This is a genomic window from Paractinoplanes abujensis (genome assembly GCF_014204895.1).
In the GTDB taxonomy this organism is placed as follows: Bacteria; Actinomycetota; Actinomycetes; order Mycobacteriales; family Micromonosporaceae; genus Actinoplanes; species Actinoplanes abujensis.
This window is the reverse complement of record NZ_JACHMF010000001.1, coordinates 5,792,503-5,810,844: the sequence shown is the minus strand read 5'-3', so window position 1 is coordinate 5,810,844 and position 18,342 is coordinate 5,792,503. Positions and strand designations below refer to the sequence as shown.

Sequence of the window (18,342 nt, the reverse complement as noted above, 5' to 3'; positions counted from 1 at the left end):
CGCCGCCCAGGTTACGGCGGTCAGGTCAAGGGGGAGCGCCGGAGCCGGGTCGTCTCAGCGCATGCGGACCAGGGCGCCCCGCAGGCCTTCGCGGGTGCGGCGGCGGTTTTCGTTCGTGGCGCCGACCCAGAGCAGGATGACGCCGAGCGGCACGAGGACCAGCCAGGGGCCGACCAGGGTCATCGCGAAGTGGATGGCGGCGATGATGGTGGCGACCGCGCCGACGACGACAGGGGCCTGCTGGCGGTTGCGGGAGCCGACGATCAGCGTGGCCACGGCGGCTAGCAGCAGCAGGACCTCGCGCAACTCGCCGCCGTCGCCGGCCAGCACGATGCCGATCGTGGGTACGAAGGCCGCGAGCAGCGCCGGCCCGTACGCCACCCAGCTGCTCAGGTCGGACCGGTCGCGCGACTCGATGACGCCGACCAGCAGGGCCAGGGCGGCGAAGGGCAGCGTGTACGCCTCGGGCAGCGCGACGTCGGCCAGCGCGATGAACAGCCACCAGCCCACGACCTCGAAGCCGACCGCCGTCCAGAACAGGGCTCGGCGCTGGCTGGGCGGGCGGCCCACGCGGGCGGCGGCCAGGCCGAGCACGGCGCCCCAGGCGGCCAGCATGGCGGCCAGGTGGGCGGGCGAGTCGAACGCCATGACCCCGGCGATCAGCGCGGACGCGTAACCGCTCCACTCGATGGTGGTGGCCTCGGTGCGGTATTGCGGCAGGCCCAGCCGGGGCACGGTGGCCTCGAGGATCAGCAGGGCGGCGCCGACGGCGAGCACCCCGAACGCGGCCCACGGCCGTTCCACACCGGCGGCGATCGCGGCCGTGAGCACGAAGAACTGGCCCATCACGGCGGCGAAGACCCAGCCCAGCACGCGGGCGAAGCGGCTGCGCCCGGCCAGCGCGGCGGCCAGGCCGACGAAGATCGCGCAGCCCAGCGTGAGCAGGGTGAGGCGTTGTTGGGCGAGGCTGCCGGCCAGGCCCGCGTTGCCGGCGAGCAGGCCGATCACGAAGACGATCGTGCGGACGGTGCCGAGCAGCGAGGAGCGGCGGCCGGCGGGCGGCGGGGTGAGGGCCAGGCCGAGCATCGAGATCGTGAAGACGACCAAGGCCGCGCTGGTGGCCGTCGGGTACGCCGCGTGCAGGGCGATCGGCGTGATCAGGATGGTGATCGCCAGACCCGGCATGATGACCGGCACGGTCTCGGACGCGCGGCCGCCGAAACCGATCGCGGCCAGTGCGGCGGCCCCGGTGAGCAGCACGATGGCCAGGACGCTGGTGCCGTCGACGTAACCCGACGAGGGCGCGGCCAGCGCGGGGACCGGGCCGTCCCAGATGTGCCCGAGCTGGCCCAGCGGGTCGATCAGGGCGGCCCGCAGCGCCGGGGCGATCGAGAAGATGGCCAGGATGGTGGGCAGCAGGGCGAGCACGACGGCGCTGGTGGCCGGGTCGACCAGCCAGCGGCCGGTGAGCCCGAGCGGGCGCGCGGTCGTCCAGCGCCGGGCGCGGTAGCTGCCGCTGGAGAACGCGCCTTCGCGGGCCAGCGTGAGGCCGGGGGCGGGGATCGAGCCGCGCAGCAACTCGGCCATGACGCCGAGCAGCGCGGCGGCCGCCGCGTAGAGGGCCGTGGGGTGCGGGGTCGGGATCGACGCGAACGCGGTGATCGTCGCGCCCAGCACCAGGCCGACGGTGGCCCAGGGCAGGAACTGCGCGATGTAGCGGCCGGCCAGGGCGAGCACGGCCAGGCTGAGGCTGGACGCGGCCAGCGCGGCCGTCAGCACGATCAGCGCGTCGTGGGCCTGGTCGGCGGCGACGGAGGCCAGCACGCCGGGCAGCGCCAGCATGATCGCCCCGGTGGCGGCGCCGCCGATCTGGGCGCGGTGCCGCGGCATGCCGGTGTCGTCGCGGGCCAGATCGGCCTCGGTGATCGTGGACGGTGACCAGAACCGGCCCGGCGGGGGCAGCGGGGTGCCGGGCGGTGGTTCCTGGATCTCGGCGACCCGGGTGCGGGCCATGATCGCGGTGAGGGCGCCGATCATCACCACGATCAGCAGGGACAGGGCCGTCGACCAGGGCCGGGCCAGCGACGAGACGACGGCGTGGAGCAGGACGACGGCGGCCGCCCCGGCCCGGCACAGGGCGGCGATCGGGTCGATCGTGGCCACCGCGGCCATCGCGTAGGCCAGGGCGACCGCGCCCCCGAGCAGCAGCGGGGACCACCAGGGCAGCCCGAGCGCGAACGGGGCGCCGATGGCGGCCAGCGCCCCGGCGATCGCGGAGAACAGGTGCGACCACGGGCGGGGCGCGGCCAGGTCGGCCGCGATCGCGATGGCGACCAGGGCGAACGGGGCCTGCCAGGCGCCCGGGCCGGGGGCCGGACCGCGGGACAGGTCGGCGTCCCACAGGTCGGCCGGCACGGAGAGCATGCGGACGGCGCCCGCCACGGCCAGGTAGCCCGCGATCGCGCCGATCACCGCGCCGGCCACGGCGAGCCCGCGGTTGGGGCCGCGCGCCCAGTCCTCCGGCAGCACGGCCACGGCGAGCGCCACGATCAGCACCACCACGCCCGCCACGGCCAGCGGGGCCTGCGGGAAGGCGAGCGCGAAGACCCGGGCCAGCGCGCCGCAGATGGCGACCGTGGCCGCCGCGGCGGCGATGTCGGGGCCGTCGAGCATGCGGTCGCTGCGCCGGCCGTTGTCGATCGACTTCGAGAAGAACAGCAGGCCCGCCGCGACCAGCAGCAGCGCGCCGACCCAGACGTCGGGGGCGGTGGCGCCGGGGGCGAGCAGGGCGGCCAGGGCCAGGGAGATCGCACCGAGGCCGGTGCCGGCGGTGAGCGGCAGGCTGATGTCGCGGCGGGCCACCTGGAACACGGCCGCGTAGCTGAGCGTGGCCGCCACGGCCAGGAAGCCGACGGCCAGGGCGGGCACGGTGACCGCCTCGGTGGCCGGCGGGCCGTCGCCGCGGTCCGCCACGGCCAGCGCGGCGCTGACCACGGCGCCGGGCAGGGCCAGCGCGGCCGCGCCGGAGGCCCAGTCGCCCACCAGCCAGGCGTACAGCCGGATGGGGATCTGGCGGGCGGCCACGGCGATCATCACGCCCGCGCCGGCCAGGGCGGTCAGCACGGCGGCGGTCAGCCAGGCCGCGCCCAGAGCGGCGCCGGCGGAGAAGAAACCAACCACGCCGGCCGCGGCGACGTGCACGATCGCGATGCGCCGGGTGGTCGCGGCCAGCCCGGCCGCGCCGATGCCGACCGCGGCGATGACCAGCGGCCAGGGCGCCTCCGACCAGTTCAGGGTGAGCGAGGCGGGCACGGCCAGGGCGGTCAGCGCGATGCCGATCACCGCGCCCTCGTGCCGCACGCTGGGCGGCAGGGCCAGGGCGGCGGCGATGGTGACCAGCAGCGCGCTGAAGGCCAGCAGCCAGCCCAGCTCGCCCGCGGCCTCGGCCATGCGCTGGGCGTAGCCGGCCGTCTCGGCGTGCCAGACCGGGCGGGCGGCCTGCAGCGGCGCCAGCGCGGCCCGCAGGCAGCCGATCACCAGGATCACGCCGATGATGCCGAGCGCGACCGCCGAGGCGATCTGCGGGCCGCGGCGCACCTCGGCCGGCACCAGGGTGACCACGGCGCCGGTGACCGCGACGGCGGCCGCGGCGACGGCCAGCGTCCAGTGCGGCGACACGACGTCGGCGATGCGGGCGGTCGCGCCGATCACGGCCAGGGCCAGCACGCCGCCGGCGATGTTGCGGGCGACCTGGTTGTCGAGCAGGTAGGCCGCGGCGGCGCCGGTGAGCGCGGCCAGCACCAGCACCAGGCCGGAGCGCAGCGCGTCGGGCAGCACCTGGGCCTGCAGCAGCGCCACCGACGAATAGAGCAGGGCGCCCGCGCTGGCCACGCAGAGCAGCGCGAACGTGAGCTCGCGGAGCCAGTCGGCCGACGGCGGGGTGGCCGGCGGGGCCAGCGGCACCGAACCGGCGGGCGGCGCGTCGCCGGGGCGCGGGCCCGGGAAGATGCGCGAGCGCAGCCAGCCGCGGCGGCGCGAACCGGCCAGGCCCGGGATGATCAGGTCGGGTTCCTCGCGCGCCGTCTCGGGACGCTCGGGCGGATCCTCGGGCAGCGGCGCCGGGTCCTGCGCGCGCCGGTCGGCCGGGCCCGGGCGGCCCCAGGGCCAGCGCGGCACCAGCCGGCCCTTGCGGATCACGGTGGTCAGCAGCAGCAGGTCGAGCACGGCGACCACGGTCAGAGCCATGCCCCAGCCGGCCGGGCTTTGGATCATGGGGTCGGCCAGCAGCAGCGGCACCGGCTGGACGGCCACGACAGTCGCGTAGCGGGGCGCGGCCAGCCGGGTGGCCCCGGCGTAGACGAACGCGGCCACGGCGGTCAACGCGAAGGAGATGCCCAGATAGAGCGGGACGGGCACGTCCGCGCCGCCGGTGACCGAGCTGCCGTGCAGGGCGAACAGCGTGAGCGGGAGCAGGACCAGGCCGACCCAGGCCACTGTCTCGCCGGTCGAGCTCAGGCCGCGCTTGGCGATGCCTGGCGCCACGGCCAGGGCGATGGCCGTGCACAGGGCGAGGATGAAGGCCCGGGCGAACGGGTTGCTGACCGCCACCCCGGCGAAGACCACCGCGGCCACGCCGATCAGCAGCGCCCCCAGGGCGAGCAAGATGTTCTGCACCGACTGCGAGGAGGCCTCGGGCGGGTGGTGCTCGGCCCCGGTGAACCCGGCCGAGCGGCGCGGCGGCGGGGCCACCCGCTCAGTCGGCGGCGGGTCGTCGACCAGGACGGTGACGCCGTCGGTGGCGACCCCGGGCGGCCCGGTGTGCGGCGAGCCGGGCGGCGCCCAGTCGGGTCGCGGCCCGGACGATCGGGCCGCGCGCGGGGGCGGCGGCGCCTCTCCGGCCGCCGGGGCGCCCGTGGGCGGGGGCGGCGGCGGGAACTCCTCGGGCTTCTGCCGGCGCGGGCGGCGCGTCTTGGCCGTCTTCTTCTGCTGGTTGGCGTGGGCCAGGATGTCCCGCTGGAACTGGGCCGCCTGGATCTTGGCGGCGATCTGCGTGCGCTCCTTGGCCGCGGCCATGTCACGGATCTTGAGATCCGCGATCGAGGCTTCGATCCGGGCCAGCTCATCGTCGTAGCCGTCGGGCTGTCCAGACTGCGCCACGAAACCTCCTCGACCCACCCGACCGGTCTGACTAGAGCATGCCGGTACGACATTCATTAGAACAGGCTCACGGCGGTCGACATCTATAGAAAACGCGCAGACGGCTACATCGGCGGCCGTCCCATTCCGGGGTAGGTCTGTCCCGCACGGTGCCACTGCTCCCGGTCCAGGCAGTTCCGCCAGTCGATGACCTGGCGGTCGGCCACCAGCTCACCCAGCCGCACCGGACCGGCGTTGCGGAAGTCGGCCCACTCGGTCACGACGATTACCAGGGAGACGTCGGTCACGGCGGCTATCGACGCCTCGTCGTAGGTGGCGCCGCAATAAACCGGTGCCCAGGAAAGGCGAGCGCAGCACGTCCGGACATCTGGTGGGCGTACGCTACGCGCCAGTAACATAGCGGCGGGACTGCTTGAGGAAGGGACGAGGGGCATGAGCGAGTTCGACGTCTACCAGTTGCCGGAGGATCACGAGACCATCCGCGCCGCGGTGCGCGAGGTGTGTGACGCGCGGGTGGCGCCGAACGCGGCCGAGGCCGACGAGACCGGCGAGTTCCCCAAGGCGTCGTACGACGCGCTGCGCTCGAGCGACTTCCACGCCCCGCACATCCCCGCCGAGTACGGTGGCGCCGGCGCGGACGCCCTGGCCACGGCGATCGTGATCGAGGAAGTGGCACGGGCCTGCGGGTCGTCGTCGCTGATCCCGGCGGTCAACAAGCTGGGCACGATGCCGCTGCTCATCGCCGCCTCCGAGGAGCTCAAGCAGAAGTACCTGCCCAAGGTCGCGTCGGGCGAGGCCATGTTCTCGTACTGCCTGTCCGAGCCCGAGGCCGGTTCCGACGCCGCCTCGATGACCACCCGGGCGGTGCGGGACGGCGACTTCTGGGTGCTCAACGGCGTCAAGCGGTGGATCACGAACGCCGGGGTGTCCGAGTACTACACGGTTTTCGCGGTCACCGACCCGGCCAAGCGCTCGAAGGGCATCTCCGCCTTCGTCGTGGAGAAGTCGGACGAGGGGGTCAGCTTCGGCGCGCCGGAGAAGAAGCTGGGCATCAAGGGCTCGCCCACCCGTGAGGTCTACTTCGACAACGTACGGATCCCGGCCGACCGCATGATCGGCGAGGAGGGCACCGGCTTCGCCACCGCGATGAAGACCCTCGACCACACCCGCGTGACGATCGCCGCGCAGGCCCTCGGCATCGCCCAGGGCGCGCTCGACTTCGCGAAGAACTACGTGAAGGAGCGCAAGCAGTTCGGTAAGCCGGTCGCTGACTTCCAGGGCGTGCAGTTCATGCTGGCCGACATGGGCATGAAGCTCGAGGCGGCCCGTCAGCTGACCTACGTGGCCGCCGGCAAGAGCGAGCGCGGCGACGCCGACCTGACCTACTTCGGCGCGGCCGCGAAGTGCTTCGCCTCCGACGCCGCGATGGAGATCACCACCGACGCGGTCCAGCTGCTCGGCGGCTACGGCTACACCCGCGACTACCCGGTCGAGCGGATGATGCGCGACGCCAAGATCACCCAGATCTACGAGGGCACCAACCAGGTCCAGCGCGTCGTCATGGCCCGCCAGCTCCTCAAGGACTGACTTCCCGGCACCCCTCCTGTCTGAGACGCCCAGTCGGGACGTCTCAGACAGGAGACTGTGCGCTGGGCGCTAGCTCAGCTCTGTGGGTGAAGGGTCGTTCGGCTGGCTTCTTTGCCATGCGCCGAGGAGTTCGGCCGGACCGTAGGAGGCGTCCAGGCCGGAGGTTTGTACGCCGCTGCGACTGATCGCCAGCAAGGGAACCGCCTCGTCGGTCACTGCGGCTCGGTGTCGTTGCAAGGCCAAAAGGTCATGGTTGTCGAACGCCGAACGTTCGAGCCACTTGACGGAGCCGAGAAAGAGCAGCTGCCGGGCCACCGGTGCCCGATCGGCGCCGACAACGTCGATCTCGAGACTGTTGGACCGGGTCCAGTACGAACCGATCACCGGGGCTGCCGGCAGGGGGTCGTCCGGAAGCAGCCGGGCCAGCGACTCTCTGAGCAGGGGCTCGACAGCGCGGCCACGCCAGCTCGTCCAGCCGGCCTCGATCCGTCGCAAGGTGAGGTCACCGCGCAGCCGTTCGATCTCGGGCAAGTGCGGTGCTATGAAAGTCAACCAGAACCTCAGGTAGGGATCGGTGACGTGGTAGCGCCGCTCCTTCGACGGTCTGAGCGCCACCGGAAGCTCCGCGGCGACCATGCGCTTGTCGGTCAGCACCTCGGTCGCCCGCGTCAGCGTGGAGTGGGAGATCCCGCCGGCGGCTCGGGCGATGTTGGTGAACGTACGCTCACCGCTGCCGATCGCGGACAGGATCGTACGGGCCATCGCTGACTCGGGAAACTCTCCAGCCAGGGAGCGCTCGGCCGAGACCAGCAGCGGTGAGACCGGGTTGGCGAGCTCCGCGGACAGGAACTGCCACAGGTCGGTCCCGGGTTGCCAACCGGCGCAGATCAACGGGAGGCCGCCGGTGACCAGTGCTGCGTCGAAGGCCTCGGCCGGCGGCAGGTGGAGCATGTCGCCGACCTCGGCCGGGTTCAACGGTCCGAGGATCATCTCTTTGCCGCGCTGATGGAACGGCCGGCCGTACGAACTCAAAGCCTCCATCATCGACAGGTCCGAGCCGACCAGGATGAGCAGGACCGGCTTGCGGCTGAGCTCGCGGTCCCAAGCCCGTTGCAGGATGCCCTCGAATGCGTCGACCCGGTCAACCAGGTAGGGCACTTCGTCGATGACCACGACGCTGGGCCGGTCGTCGGGCAGGATGCCGGCGAGCTGCCGGAGTGCGGCACTCCAGTTTCCCGGGGTGGCGTCGTCGAAAACCGCTCGGTCCGGAAGGTCCGACGAGCTCACCGCTTCGATGAACGACTCCAATTCGACCTCGTCGGCGGCCCCGGCTGCAGTGAAGAACACTGCCGGCGCGCCCGAGCGGTCGACGAAGGCTTCCACGAGGCTGGACTTGCCGATGCGGCGGCGTCCCCGCATGAGCAGGCACTGCCCCGGACGCGGGTCTGTGTCCGGGGCGCCTGCCACCTGCGCGAAGAGAGCGTCGAGAACTGCCAGCTGGTGCTCTCGCCCGATGAATGCGACCACGAAGCCTCCGAGCCGATTAGTACCGTTGAAGATACTATCGCTGGCGATACTATCGGAGCTGACAGGTTGAAACGTCGGCTTGCGCGAACCACAGCGGTGGCCGGGTCGCCGTCGATGGCGGCGGCCATCTGGGGGACCAGCTGAACGACGTGGCCGCGCCCATCTGCTCCGCGTAGGTTAGGCTCACCTAATCAGATCACCCTCGGAGCGTACGTTGACTGCGGTCGTTGCGGCCCCGTCCGCCGGCCCGCAGCAGAAGCGGGCGAAGCGGCGCTGGACCGGCTTCGTGGCAGCGCTCGCTGCCTGGCGCCGGCCCAGCAGACGCCTGCTCGACGAGCCGACCACCTTCCTCGACCTGTCGCACCAGTTCGAGGTGCTCGACCTCTGCGCCGAGCTGCACGAGCAGGGCCGCACGATCGTCGCGGTGCTGCACGACCTCAACCACGCGGGCCGCTACGCGACCGACCTCATCGTGATGAAGGATGGCCGAGTGAACGCTCAGGGAGCTCCGGCCGAGGTGATGACGGCCCGGCTCGTCGAGGACGTGTTCGCGATGCCGTGCCGGACCATCGACGACCCGGAGACCGAGACCCCGATGGTGGTGCCGGCCGATCGCCACCGCCGCCGAACCGCCCGTACGGCCGGGGTCCGCGCGTGAAGGAGGCGCTCGGGAAGCAGCGCCGCCTGATCGTCCTGAGCTCGGTGCTGGCCACCGGTCACCAGGCGGGCGAGGCGGCGGTCCCGTTCCTGATCGGCGTGATCATCGACCGCGCCGTGGACGGCGGCGTGGGCGACCTGTTCCGCTGGCTGGGCGTGCTCGGCGCGATCTACATCGGACTGAGCTACAGCTTCCGCTACGGCGCCCGGGCCGCCGAACGCGCGGCCGAACAGGCGGCCCACGACCTGCGGCTGCGGGTGACCCGCCGGGTACTGCACGACCGGGGCGGGGCCGAGACGGGCCGGCTGCCGGGCGCGCTCGTCGCGATCGCCACCAGCGACACCGCGCGGGTCGGCGGGATCGCGGTCGCCATCACGTACGGGACGGCCGCGGTCATCGCCGTGATCTTCTCGGCCGTGTTGCTGCTGTCCATCTCGATCCCGCTCGGGCTGCTGGTGCTGCTCGGTCTGCCGCCGCTGATGGGGCTGACCCGGCTGATCGGCAAACCGCTGGAGGAGCGCAGCGAGACCGAGCAGGAGCACGGCGCGCACGCCTCGGGCATCGCGGCCGACCTGGTCTCGGGGCTGCGCGTGGTCAAGGGCCTGCGGGCCGAGGAGGCCGCGGTCGAGCGCTACCGGCAACGCAGCCGGGTCGCGCTCACGGCCACCGTGCGGGCGGCCCGCACCCAGGCGGCGTACCAGGGACTCGTGCTGACCATCAGCGGACTCTTCCTGGCGGTGATCGCCGTGGTCGGCGGCATCCTTGCGGTGCGCGGCAGCATCACCGCAGGCCAGCTCATCTCGTCCATCGGGCTCGCCCAGTTCCTGGTCGGGCCGCTGTCCACGTTCGGCTGGGTGGGCGCCGACCTGGCCCAGGGACGCGCGTCGGCCAAACGGGTGGCGGCGGTGCTGTCCGCGCCCGAGGCGGTGCGCGGGGGCGAGGAGTCACCGGCCACGCCCGTACGGGGTGCGATCGACCTGCGCGTACGGGACCTGGCAGTGAAAATCGCCCCCGGCGAGCTCGTCGGTGTGGTCGCCACCGACCCGGCCGTGGCGGCCGAACTGGTCCGCCTGCTGAACCGGTCGTCCGACCCGGCCGACGGTGTCGTCGCGCTCGACGGGACCCCCCTGGCCCGCCTGAGCCCCGAAAAGGTGCGGGCCGCCGTGCTGGCCGTCGAGCACCACACCGACCTGTTCGACGGCACGATCCGCTCGGCCGTCTCACTGCTGCGCGCGGACGCGGACACCGTCGAGGCCGCGATGGCCGCCGCCGACGCCGACGAGGTGGCCCGCACCCGGCCCGACGGCCTCGACGCGATGCTCGACGACGGCGCCCGCACGCTCTCCGGCGGGCAGCGGCAACGGATCGCGCTGGCCCGCGCGCTGGCCGCCGACACTCCGGTCCTGGCGATGCACGACCCGACCACCGCGGTCGACGCCGTGACCGAGGCCCGGATCGCCGCCCGGCTGCGCGACGTGCGGGCCGGGCGCACCACGATCCTCATCACCACCAGCCCGGCCCTGCTCGCGATCACCGACCGGGTGCTGTTCGTGCACGAGGGCGTGGTGCGGGCCGACGGGACGCACAGCGACCTCGCGGCCGGCGACGAGACCTACCGGGAGACGGTGCTGGCATGACGACCACTCCGCTTCCGATCGCGGCCGGACGGCGTACGCGGGCCGCTCTGCTGGTCTTTCTGCGACCCGAACGCAAACGGCTGGCCGGGGCCATCACGCTGCTGATCGCGGGCACGGTCGCCGGATTGCTGGCGCCGCCGTTGCTCGGCCACATCGTCGACCTGGCGTCGAGCGGGGCCTCCACCAGCGAGTTCGTCCTGACCGGGGTCGGGCTGGTCGCGGTGGCCCTGGTCGACGCCGTGCTGGCCGGCCTCGGTTTCGCGCTGCTGGCCCAGGCGGGCGAGTCCACTCTGGCCAGGATCCGCGAAGGATTCGTCGAGTCGGCCCTGCGGCTGCCCCTGGAACAGGTCGAACGGGCCGGCGCGGGCGACCTGACCTCGCGCGTGACCAACGACGTGACGGTGGTCGGTGAGGCCGCCCGCTCGGCGGTGCCCGAGTTCACCCGGGCCATCCTGACGATCGTGCTCACCCTCGGCGGCATGGCCGTGCTGGACTGGCGTTTCCTGGTCGCCGCGCTGGTCGCGGTGCCGGTGCAGGCGTACACGGTGCGCTGGTACGCCCGCCGCGCCGTGCCGCTCTACGCCCGCCAGCGCGTCGCCGTGGCCGCCCAGCAGCACCACCTGCTGGCCACGATCGACGGCGCGCCGACCATCCGCACGTTCCGCATCGCCGAAGAGCACAGCGGCCGCGTCGCCGCCCGCTCCCAGCAGGCCGTCGACCTGCTGCTGCAGGGCATCGCGCTGATGACGCGCTTCTACGCCCGGCTGCACGTGGCCGAGTTCGCCGGGCTGGCCGCGGTGCTGGCGACCGGCTTCTTCCTCGTACGCGGTGACGCCGTGAGCATCGGCACGGCCACCGCGGCCGCGCTGTACTTCCACGGGCTGTTCAACCCCATCAACACCGCGCTGGCCCTGGTCGACGACGCGCAGGCCGCCGCCTCCGGGCTGGACCGCCTCATCGGTGTGGCCGACCTGGCCGGCGAACCGCGTACGCCGAAGCCCGTCACCGAGGCGCCGGCGGCGGTCGTCGTCAGCGGTCTCGGCTTCGCCTACCACCCCGACCGGCCCGTGCTGCGCGACGTCGACCTGGTCGTGCGGCGCGGCGAACGGGTCGCCGTGGTCGGCTCGACCGGCGCCGGCAAAACCAGCCTGGCCAAGGTCATCGCCGGGGTGCACGACCCCGTCTCCGGCACCGTCGAGGTCCCCGCGGGGGAGGTCGCCCTGATCACGCAGGAGGTGCACGTCTTCGCCGGCCCGCTCATCGACGACCTGCGCCTGGCCCGCCCCGGCGCCACCGACGACGAGGTGCGGGCCGCGCTGGCCGCCGTCGACGCCGCGGGCTGGGTCGCCCAGCTCCCCGACGGCCTGGCGACCGAGGTCGGGGCGGGCGGCCACACGCTGACCGCGGCCCAGGCCCAGCAGGTGGCGTTCGCCCGGCTGATCCTGGCCGACCCGCCGGTGGCCATCCTCGACGAGGCCACCGCGGAGGCCGGCAGCGCCGGTGCCCGCCTGCTGGAACGCGTGGCCGCGGCCGCCCTCGAGGGCCGGACCGCGCTGATCGTCGCGCACCGGCTGACCCAGGCCGTCAGCGCCGACCGGGTGGTAGTGCTGGAACAGGGACGTGTTGTGCAGGCCGGACCGCACGCAACGTTGATCGAGGAGCCCGGCCCCTACGCCACCCTCTGGCAGGCGTGGTCAGGCCAACGCGACCACTGACCAACGGCGACGGCCCGGCTCACCCCCGCCCGGTGGGTCCGCTCCTCAACCTGCCCACCGAGCTGCGGCAGCCAGGCCCGCGCGGCCGGGCTGTCCCGCCTGTGCCGCCGGTCTCGCCTGTCCCGCCCTGCCTCGCCAACCCTCCGCCAGCGGCGTCAGCCTGCCAGCGGCGTCAGCGTCCCAGCGGCGTCAGCGTCCCAGCGGCGTCAGCCTCCCAGCGGCGTCAGCCTGCCAGCGGCGCCCACCCCGCCAGCGGTGTCAACCTCAACCAACCGGGGCCTTTTTGGCCGGCTACGCCCCTGAATCGCAGCCGCCTCGCCGCCGCTTCACCGGCCTTACCTTCGGCTGTTTCTTCGTTTTGATCTCTTGCCACCCCATCGGTCGGCTGCGGGAGGCCAGTGGTTTCCCGCGGCCGACCCGGCGGTTGGGGGGATGGCGCGGTGCAGGTGGTGGCGTGGTGTGGGTGGTGACGTGGTGTGGGTGGTGACGCAGTGTGGGTGGGGACGTGGTGTGGGTGGTGGTGCGGTGTGGGTGGTGGGGCGGTGTGGATGGTGACGCGATGGGGTGGTGGCGCAGTGCGGGTGGTGACGCGGTGGAGTGGGGACGTGGTGCGGGTGGTGCGCGGCGGGAGTGGTGGCGCGATAGGGGTGGTGGCGCGGTGGGGTGGCCATGCCGAGCGGGTGGCGCTGTGCGGGTGGCTACGGGCAGCGGTTGGGGAGTTGGGCGTAGCAAGATTGCTTCATGAGTCGTCGATGGAGTGTGCTGGGTGTGCCGTCGAGTGCGGGCGCGCATACGCCCGGCGTTGAGCAGGGCCCGACCGCGCTGCGGGAGTCTGGGCTGATCAACAACCTGCGTGCGGGTGGGCTCGACGTTGAGGATCGTGGTGACGTTCGGGGCTTCCGGTGGCGGCCCGACCCGGCCCGGCAGAGTGGGCAGAACGCCGCGACCGTGGCCGCCGTGGCCGACGACGTGGCGGAAGCCGTGACGGCCGTCCTGGCCGACGATCGCGTCCCGCTCGTGCTCGGCGGGGACTGCAGCATCACCGTCGGCGTCCTGGCCGGTTTCGACCGCGCCGCCAGGGAACCGGCACTGCTCTACATGGACGGTGGGCCCGACCTCTTCACCCCGGACACCCGCTCGAACGGCAACCTGGACGCGATGGGAATGGCCCACCTGTTGCGACTGCCCGGTCACCTGCCCGAGGTCGCGGCCGTCGGCGCACCCCTCACGCCGGCGCGCGTCGTGTCCTTTGGGGACACTCTCGCCGAGGACGGTCCCGATCACGAGCGGGAGCTGTTGGAGGAGCTCTCCATCGCCCGCGTCACCGCCGCCGACGTGCACCGCGACCCGCGTTCCGCGGCCGAGAAGGCGCTGGCTGCCGCGGGCGAGTCGTTCGTGCTGCACTTCGACGTCGACGTGTTGCGCTTCACCGACATGCCGATCGCGGACGTGCCCGACTCCGGCGGCGAGCCGACCGGCCTGACCCTGCACGAGGCCATGACTTGCCTGTCGGTCTTCGTAGGGAGTGGCGCGCGGCTGGCTGCGCTGGTCATCACCGAGGTCAACCCCGATCACGCGCCTGACCGCGCGGTGCTCGACGACTTCTCCACGGCCGTCGCCGCCGCCCTGAGCACGTAGACGCGAACCCTTGAGCGTCGCTTTTTCGCGGCTCGTGTGACCGCCCGCACAAACGGTCAACCAAGATCGGCCGAAAGTACGTATCCGCCTGTTCCGGGCAAGTCTGTCCGATATGCCACGATCTGTGACACAAGGCAGCACGCAAACCTGGAGGGTAGATATGAACAAGGCAGCTCGCACGTTCACGATGATGGCGATGGGCCTGGTCGCCGGCGCCACCATGGCCGCCGGTCCCGCGATGGCCGCCGACAGCACCAAGGCCCCGGTCGCCAAGCCGGCCACCACCACCAAGGCGGAGAAGGGCTGGGGCCGCGACCGCGTCGTCGGCTACTTCCGGACCCTGCGCGCCTGCGAGCAGGCCGGCCGCATCGGCGAGTTCCGCAACCGCTGGGACGACTACGACTGCGACCGGGTCCGCTTCGGTTTCAAGCGCGGCCTGTGGGCCCTCGAGGTCGAGCGTGACTTCCGCGGCGGCCACGGCCACGGCCCGTGGGGCGGCCACGGCCACGGCCCGTGGGGCGGTCACGGCGGTCACGGTCACGGCGGTCACGGTCACGGCGGTCACGGGCCGCGCGGCCACCGCTGATCATCGCGGGCCGGGTAGCCCGGCCCGGTGAGACGCGGGCGCGAGGGTTCCGTCCACGCTCTCGCACCCGTCGCTGAACCACCCCGCCCTTGAATCACCCCGGTGCTCGGGCCGCATCTCCACCGATGCGGCCCGAGTGCACTTTTCAGACGCGGCGCAGAACCGTCACCACGCGACCCAGGATCGTGGCGTCGTCACCCGGGATCACGTCGTAGGCCGGGTTGCGCGGAACCAGCTCGATGTGCCGGCCGTTGCGCCGCAACACCTTGACCGTGGCCTCGCCGTCGATCATGGCCGCGACGATGTCGCCGTTGTCGGCCACCTGCTGCTGGCGCACGACCACCGTGTCGCCGTCGCAGATCGCGGCCTCGATCATCGAGTCGCCCTTGACCTTGAGCGCGAACAATGTGCCGTGGCCGACCAGGCTCAGCGGCAGGTTGAGCTCCTCGTCCACGTTTTCGTCGGCCAGGATCGGCGCGCCGGCCGCGATCGTGCCGATCACCGGGACGGGCACGTTGGCCTGCTCACCCGGAGTGCGCACGTCGATCGCCCGCGATCCCCGGGCGCCGCGCCGGATGAGCCCGCGATCCTCGAGCGCCTTGAGCTGATGGGTCACCGACGACGGCGAGTCGAGCCCGACGGCGGCGCCGATCTCACGGATGGTCGGGGGATAACCGTGCTGGTCGATCCACTCGCGGATCATCGAAAAGATCTGCCGTTGCCGCTTGGTCAGGGGCACGTCGTCCGTGGACATGCGGTGATGTTACTACACTTTCGATCATCTGTACGACTCGATCGGGTGACTCCCCGTAACCTCGCGCCGATCAGTTCGGCCGGCGTTGCTGCGGGATGTCGGGTTCGGCCTCCGGCGGCCGCTCCATGTTCATCACGGTCATCTCGCGCTTCTCGGAGTCCGGCCCGTTGCCGTTCCCGCCCGGTGGCACGATCCGGCTGGTCGGGTCCTCGGCGAAGTCGGGCCGCTCGGCCGCGGCGATCGAAACCACCGCCGGCTCGACCGTCCCGGCCGCTGGCCCGATCTGCTCCCCGGCACCGGTTGGCCGTACGGCTCCGGTCCGGTCGGCAACCGTGTTCTGCCCGGCGGCGGGCAGCCGGATGAACTGGGTGCGCTCGCCGGGCGGCTCGACGGAGCCGGGCCGGACGATCTGCGTACGGTCCGGGTCGAACGAGATCACCTGGGTCTCCTCCGCTCCGGCGTCCCCGTTTGCGACCGGTCGTTCGTCGGCCACCAGACCCGGATGCCGGGCGATTCCGGCCGGCGCCACCGGTGGCATAAGCCGCAGGTCGTCTTCCCGTACGACGTGAGCGGACGCCTCGGTGAGCCGGTTCGCGCCGTCGATCTCCATCGAGCGCGTGCTCTCGGCCAGCGCCATGATGGTCTGTGTCCGGTCCGGATCCGGCGCGCTCAGCGACCGGGTGATCTCGGCGTCGTCGATGCCCGACGCGGCGTGTGCGTCCTCCGACGTGATCACGTTGATGGCGTGCGTGATCTCCGCATCCGGCTGCGCCACCCGGATGGTCTGCGTCCGCTCCGGGTCGGGCGCGTCGAGCGCCCTGGTCACCTCGGCCCCGCTCAGATCCGGGCCGTCCACATCCGGCGCCGCCACCGACGCGCGGGCCCGGACCGGCTCGTTGACTACCTCCCGCCACTCCTCACCCGCGGCCGGCGTCACCGGCAGCTTGGTGGTCAGCTCACCGATCTTGATGGCTCGGGTCCGCTCCGGATCCGGCGCCCCGAACTCCCGGGTCTCCTCGAAGTCCGGCGGCACCGCCCGCGAGTGCGGCGCCGGCCGGGCCTTCGCACTGACGAACAACAACGCGTCGTCGACATCCGCGATCGGCTCCTCGCCCGCGACCTTTAGCCCCGCAGCCGCGATTTCGGTCACCGACATGACGGTCGACGGTTCGTCCCCGTCATCGCTCGCGCGACCCGGAGCAGCCTCCTCACCAGGGCCGCCCGCATCTTCCTGCCGAGCGGCGGTCGGCTCCTCAGCCTGAGCAGCCTCGATCTCGTCGGCGTGGGTGTTGAGCGGCTCGGCCGTTTCGTCGGTGATGTCGGCCGTTGCCCGTTCGTCGCCCGTTGCGCGGACGGCCGTCAACACGGTCGTAGCCTCGTCGGTGTCGTCGGTGTCGTCGGTGTCGTCGGTGTCGTCGGGCTGAGCTCCGGTCGCGTCGAGATCCGTGGTGGCGTCGAGATCGGCGGTTGCCTCGTCGGCGTCGGTGTGTCGCGGGCCGGGCGTGATCCCTGCGACCGGCAGAACGGTCGTCGCCTCATCCGCGCTCCGGACTACGGCCGAGGGTGCGGTGTCCTCGTCGGGCCCGAGCGTGCCGGCGGCCGTGGCCTCACCATCGCCGGTTGCGGTGCCGACGGGTGTCAGCAGCGTCGTAGCTTCGTCGGTGGCGGGAACGGGCGCGTGGAGCTCCGATGTCGCGTCGTCCGAGCCGGCGGTCGGCAGGCTCTCGGTGGCCGGCCGCCCCGCGGGGAGGGTTCCGGACGGCATGCCGACAGCCGTGAGGACGGTCGTAGCTTCGTCGTCGCCGCTGGAGTCCGCCGGCTGAGCTGCCGTGTCGACGGCTTTCACCTCGGGTTCCGCGGGCGGAGGCGTCACGGTGGCCCGGCGGGTCGAAGCTTGCCCGTCGCAGAGCGCAGCCACGGTGGCCGCCTCGTCGGCGGAGACGATCACGGTGGTGCGACGTTGATCCCGGAATGTCGGCCACGCGATGGTGGCCTCGTCCTCGGGCGCCACCGCGGCAACCTCGCGCAGCGGCCCGGCGAGCGCAGGTGCCGGCGCGCCGGCACCGGCTGACGCATCGACTGTCGGCTCCGAGTCGCGGCCGGTCGCAGCGGAGCCGACCGCAGCAAGGCCGTCAGCAGCGGAAACACCAGCGGCGGACGTGTCAGCGGCGGAAACATCAGCAGCGGACGTGTCAGCGGCGGAGAAGTCAGCAGCGGACCTGTCGGCAGCGGAAACACCAGCAGCGGACCTGTCAGCGACGGAGACATCAGTAATAGAAGCGTCGCCAGCGGGGGCGTCAGTGATCTCGGCGGCGGCGGGCGCTTCCAACCGCGTACCGGTCGATGTCGGCTCGTCCGAAGGCAGCACCGTGGTCACATCGGGATCAGCCGGTGCGGCAGTCACAGCGCCCACGGTCGGCGGATCATCCGAGGCGGTGGGAGCGATCACGGCCGTCGTGTTGTTCGGGTCCGGAAGACGCAGCACCGCAGTCGGGTCCGGGTCGGTCGGTGTCACGACCGCGGTGGTCATCACCCCGACGGCCGGCGAACCCACCACCGCCGCCTTCCCCCGGGCCCGCCCCACCTGTCCGATGATCGGCAGCACCGGCGGCTCGTACCGCTCCCACCGCCGCGCGCTCAGCGCCGTGCACAGCAGGGGCAACGCCAGCATCGCCGCCAGCCCGTAGCCCGGCCGGCTGAGGTCGAAGCCCTCTTTCGCCACCGCACCCGGCCATATCCCCGCATATCCTCCCGGCGACACCAGCGCCCACAGCGAGACGCCCAGGTACGCGAGCCCGCCGAGGACCGGCCCGGCCGGCGAGATCGGGGCGAACAGCAGGATTCCGTACGCCGTGCCGGCGAGCAGCAGGAGCAGCAGCCCGGTGGCCGATTCGACGGCGAAGTCGTCGCGCCCCCGCGTGGTCAGGCTCGTGGTGAATCCGGCTCCGGCGAGGATCCACACCGCCGGTGCCAGCACGAGGGCATACAAGGTCGACCTGAAGTGGCGCACGCTTTCTCTCCCCGAACACTGGCGGCTCGACGAACCGTACCGTCGCCGGGCCACCGCACGGAAGGACGCCGTA

10 protein-coding genes and 1 pseudogene are annotated in these 18,342 nt (G+C 72.7%); 6 read left to right on the top strand and 5 right to left on the bottom strand.

Going from position 1 to position 18,342, the window contains the following annotated elements; translation table 11 throughout:
- Positions 1-54: 54 nt before the first annotated feature.
- Together BKA14_RS26440 and BKA14_RS26435 are read right to left on the bottom strand one after the other, a co-directional pair.
- Complete coding sequence (locus tag BKA14_RS26440; RefSeq protein ID WP_184953543.1) at positions 55-5,157, bottom strand: SCO7613 C-terminal domain-containing membrane protein; 5,103 nt, start codon at positions 5,155-5,157, stop codon at positions 55-57.
- A 104-nt stretch (positions 5,158-5,261) separates the two neighbouring features.
- Positions 5,262-5,444 (bottom strand): hypothetical protein, encoded by a 183-nt coding sequence (locus BKA14_RS26435; RefSeq protein WP_184953542.1) that lies wholly within the window; start codon positions 5,442-5,444, stop codon positions 5,262-5,264.
- A gap of 145 nt (positions 5,445-5,589) precedes the next feature.
- Here BKA14_RS26435 and BKA14_RS26430 point away from each other — a divergent pair, with 145 nt between their 5' ends.
- Positions 5,590-6,744 (top strand): acyl-CoA dehydrogenase family protein, encoded by a 1,155-nt coding sequence (locus BKA14_RS26430; RefSeq protein ID WP_184953541.1) that lies wholly within the window; start codon positions 5,590-5,592, stop codon positions 6,742-6,744.
- Between the two features lie 69 nt (positions 6,745-6,813).
- On the opposite strand, the gene BKA14_RS26425 is transcribed toward BKA14_RS26430, so the two are convergent.
- Positions 6,814-8,163, bottom strand: a complete 1,350-nt coding sequence (locus tag BKA14_RS26425; RefSeq protein ID WP_221477321.1) for an ATP-binding protein — start codon at positions 8,161-8,163, stop codon at positions 6,814-6,816.
- Between the two features lie 334 nt (positions 8,164-8,497).
- Here BKA14_RS26425 and BKA14_RS26420 point away from each other — a divergent pair.
- From BKA14_RS26420 to BKA14_RS26400, 5 genes and pseudogenes are all read left to right on the top strand, one after another.
- A pseudogene (locus tag BKA14_RS26420) lies at positions 8,498-8,929 on the top strand (ATP-binding cassette domain-containing protein); the annotation flags it as partial.
- Positions 8,926-10,566: an ABC transporter transmembrane domain-containing protein gene (locus BKA14_RS26415; protein ID WP_203722738.1), complete on the top strand. Its 1,641-nt coding sequence runs from the start codon at positions 8,926-8,928 to the stop codon at positions 10,564-10,566. The pseudogene BKA14_RS26420 and the gene BKA14_RS26415, both read left to right, overlap by 4 nt.
- Positions 10,563-12,281, top strand: a complete 1,719-nt coding sequence (locus BKA14_RS26410; protein WP_184953539.1) for an ABC transporter ATP-binding protein — start codon at positions 10,563-10,565, stop codon at positions 12,279-12,281. Before BKA14_RS26415 ends, BKA14_RS26410 begins: the two co-directional genes overlap by 4 nt.
- Before the next feature lie 741 nt (positions 12,282-13,022).
- Positions 13,023-13,919: an arginase family protein gene (locus BKA14_RS26405; protein WP_184953538.1), complete on the top strand. Its 897-nt coding sequence runs from the start codon at positions 13,023-13,025 to the stop codon at positions 13,917-13,919.
- A 160-nt stretch (positions 13,920-14,079) separates the two neighbouring features.
- Positions 14,080-14,505: a hypothetical protein gene (locus BKA14_RS26400; protein WP_184953537.1), complete on the top strand. Its 426-nt coding sequence runs from the start codon at positions 14,080-14,082 to the stop codon at positions 14,503-14,505.
- Positions 14,506-14,650: 145 nt separating this feature from the next.
- Here BKA14_RS26400 and lexA read toward each other — a convergent pair whose 3' ends face one another.
- Both lexA and BKA14_RS26390 read right to left on the bottom strand, forming a co-directional pair.
- A complete protein-coding gene (gene lexA, locus BKA14_RS26395) occupies positions 14,651-15,259 on the bottom strand; it encodes a transcriptional repressor LexA (RefSeq protein ID WP_184953536.1) in 609 nt (202 codons plus the stop codon).
- A 70-nt stretch (positions 15,260-15,329) separates the two neighbouring features.
- Positions 15,330-18,236: a hypothetical protein gene (locus BKA14_RS26390; protein ID WP_184953535.1), complete on the bottom strand. Its 2,907-nt coding sequence runs from the start codon at positions 18,234-18,236 to the stop codon at positions 15,330-15,332.
- Between the last annotated feature and the right edge of the window lie 106 nt (positions 18,237-18,342).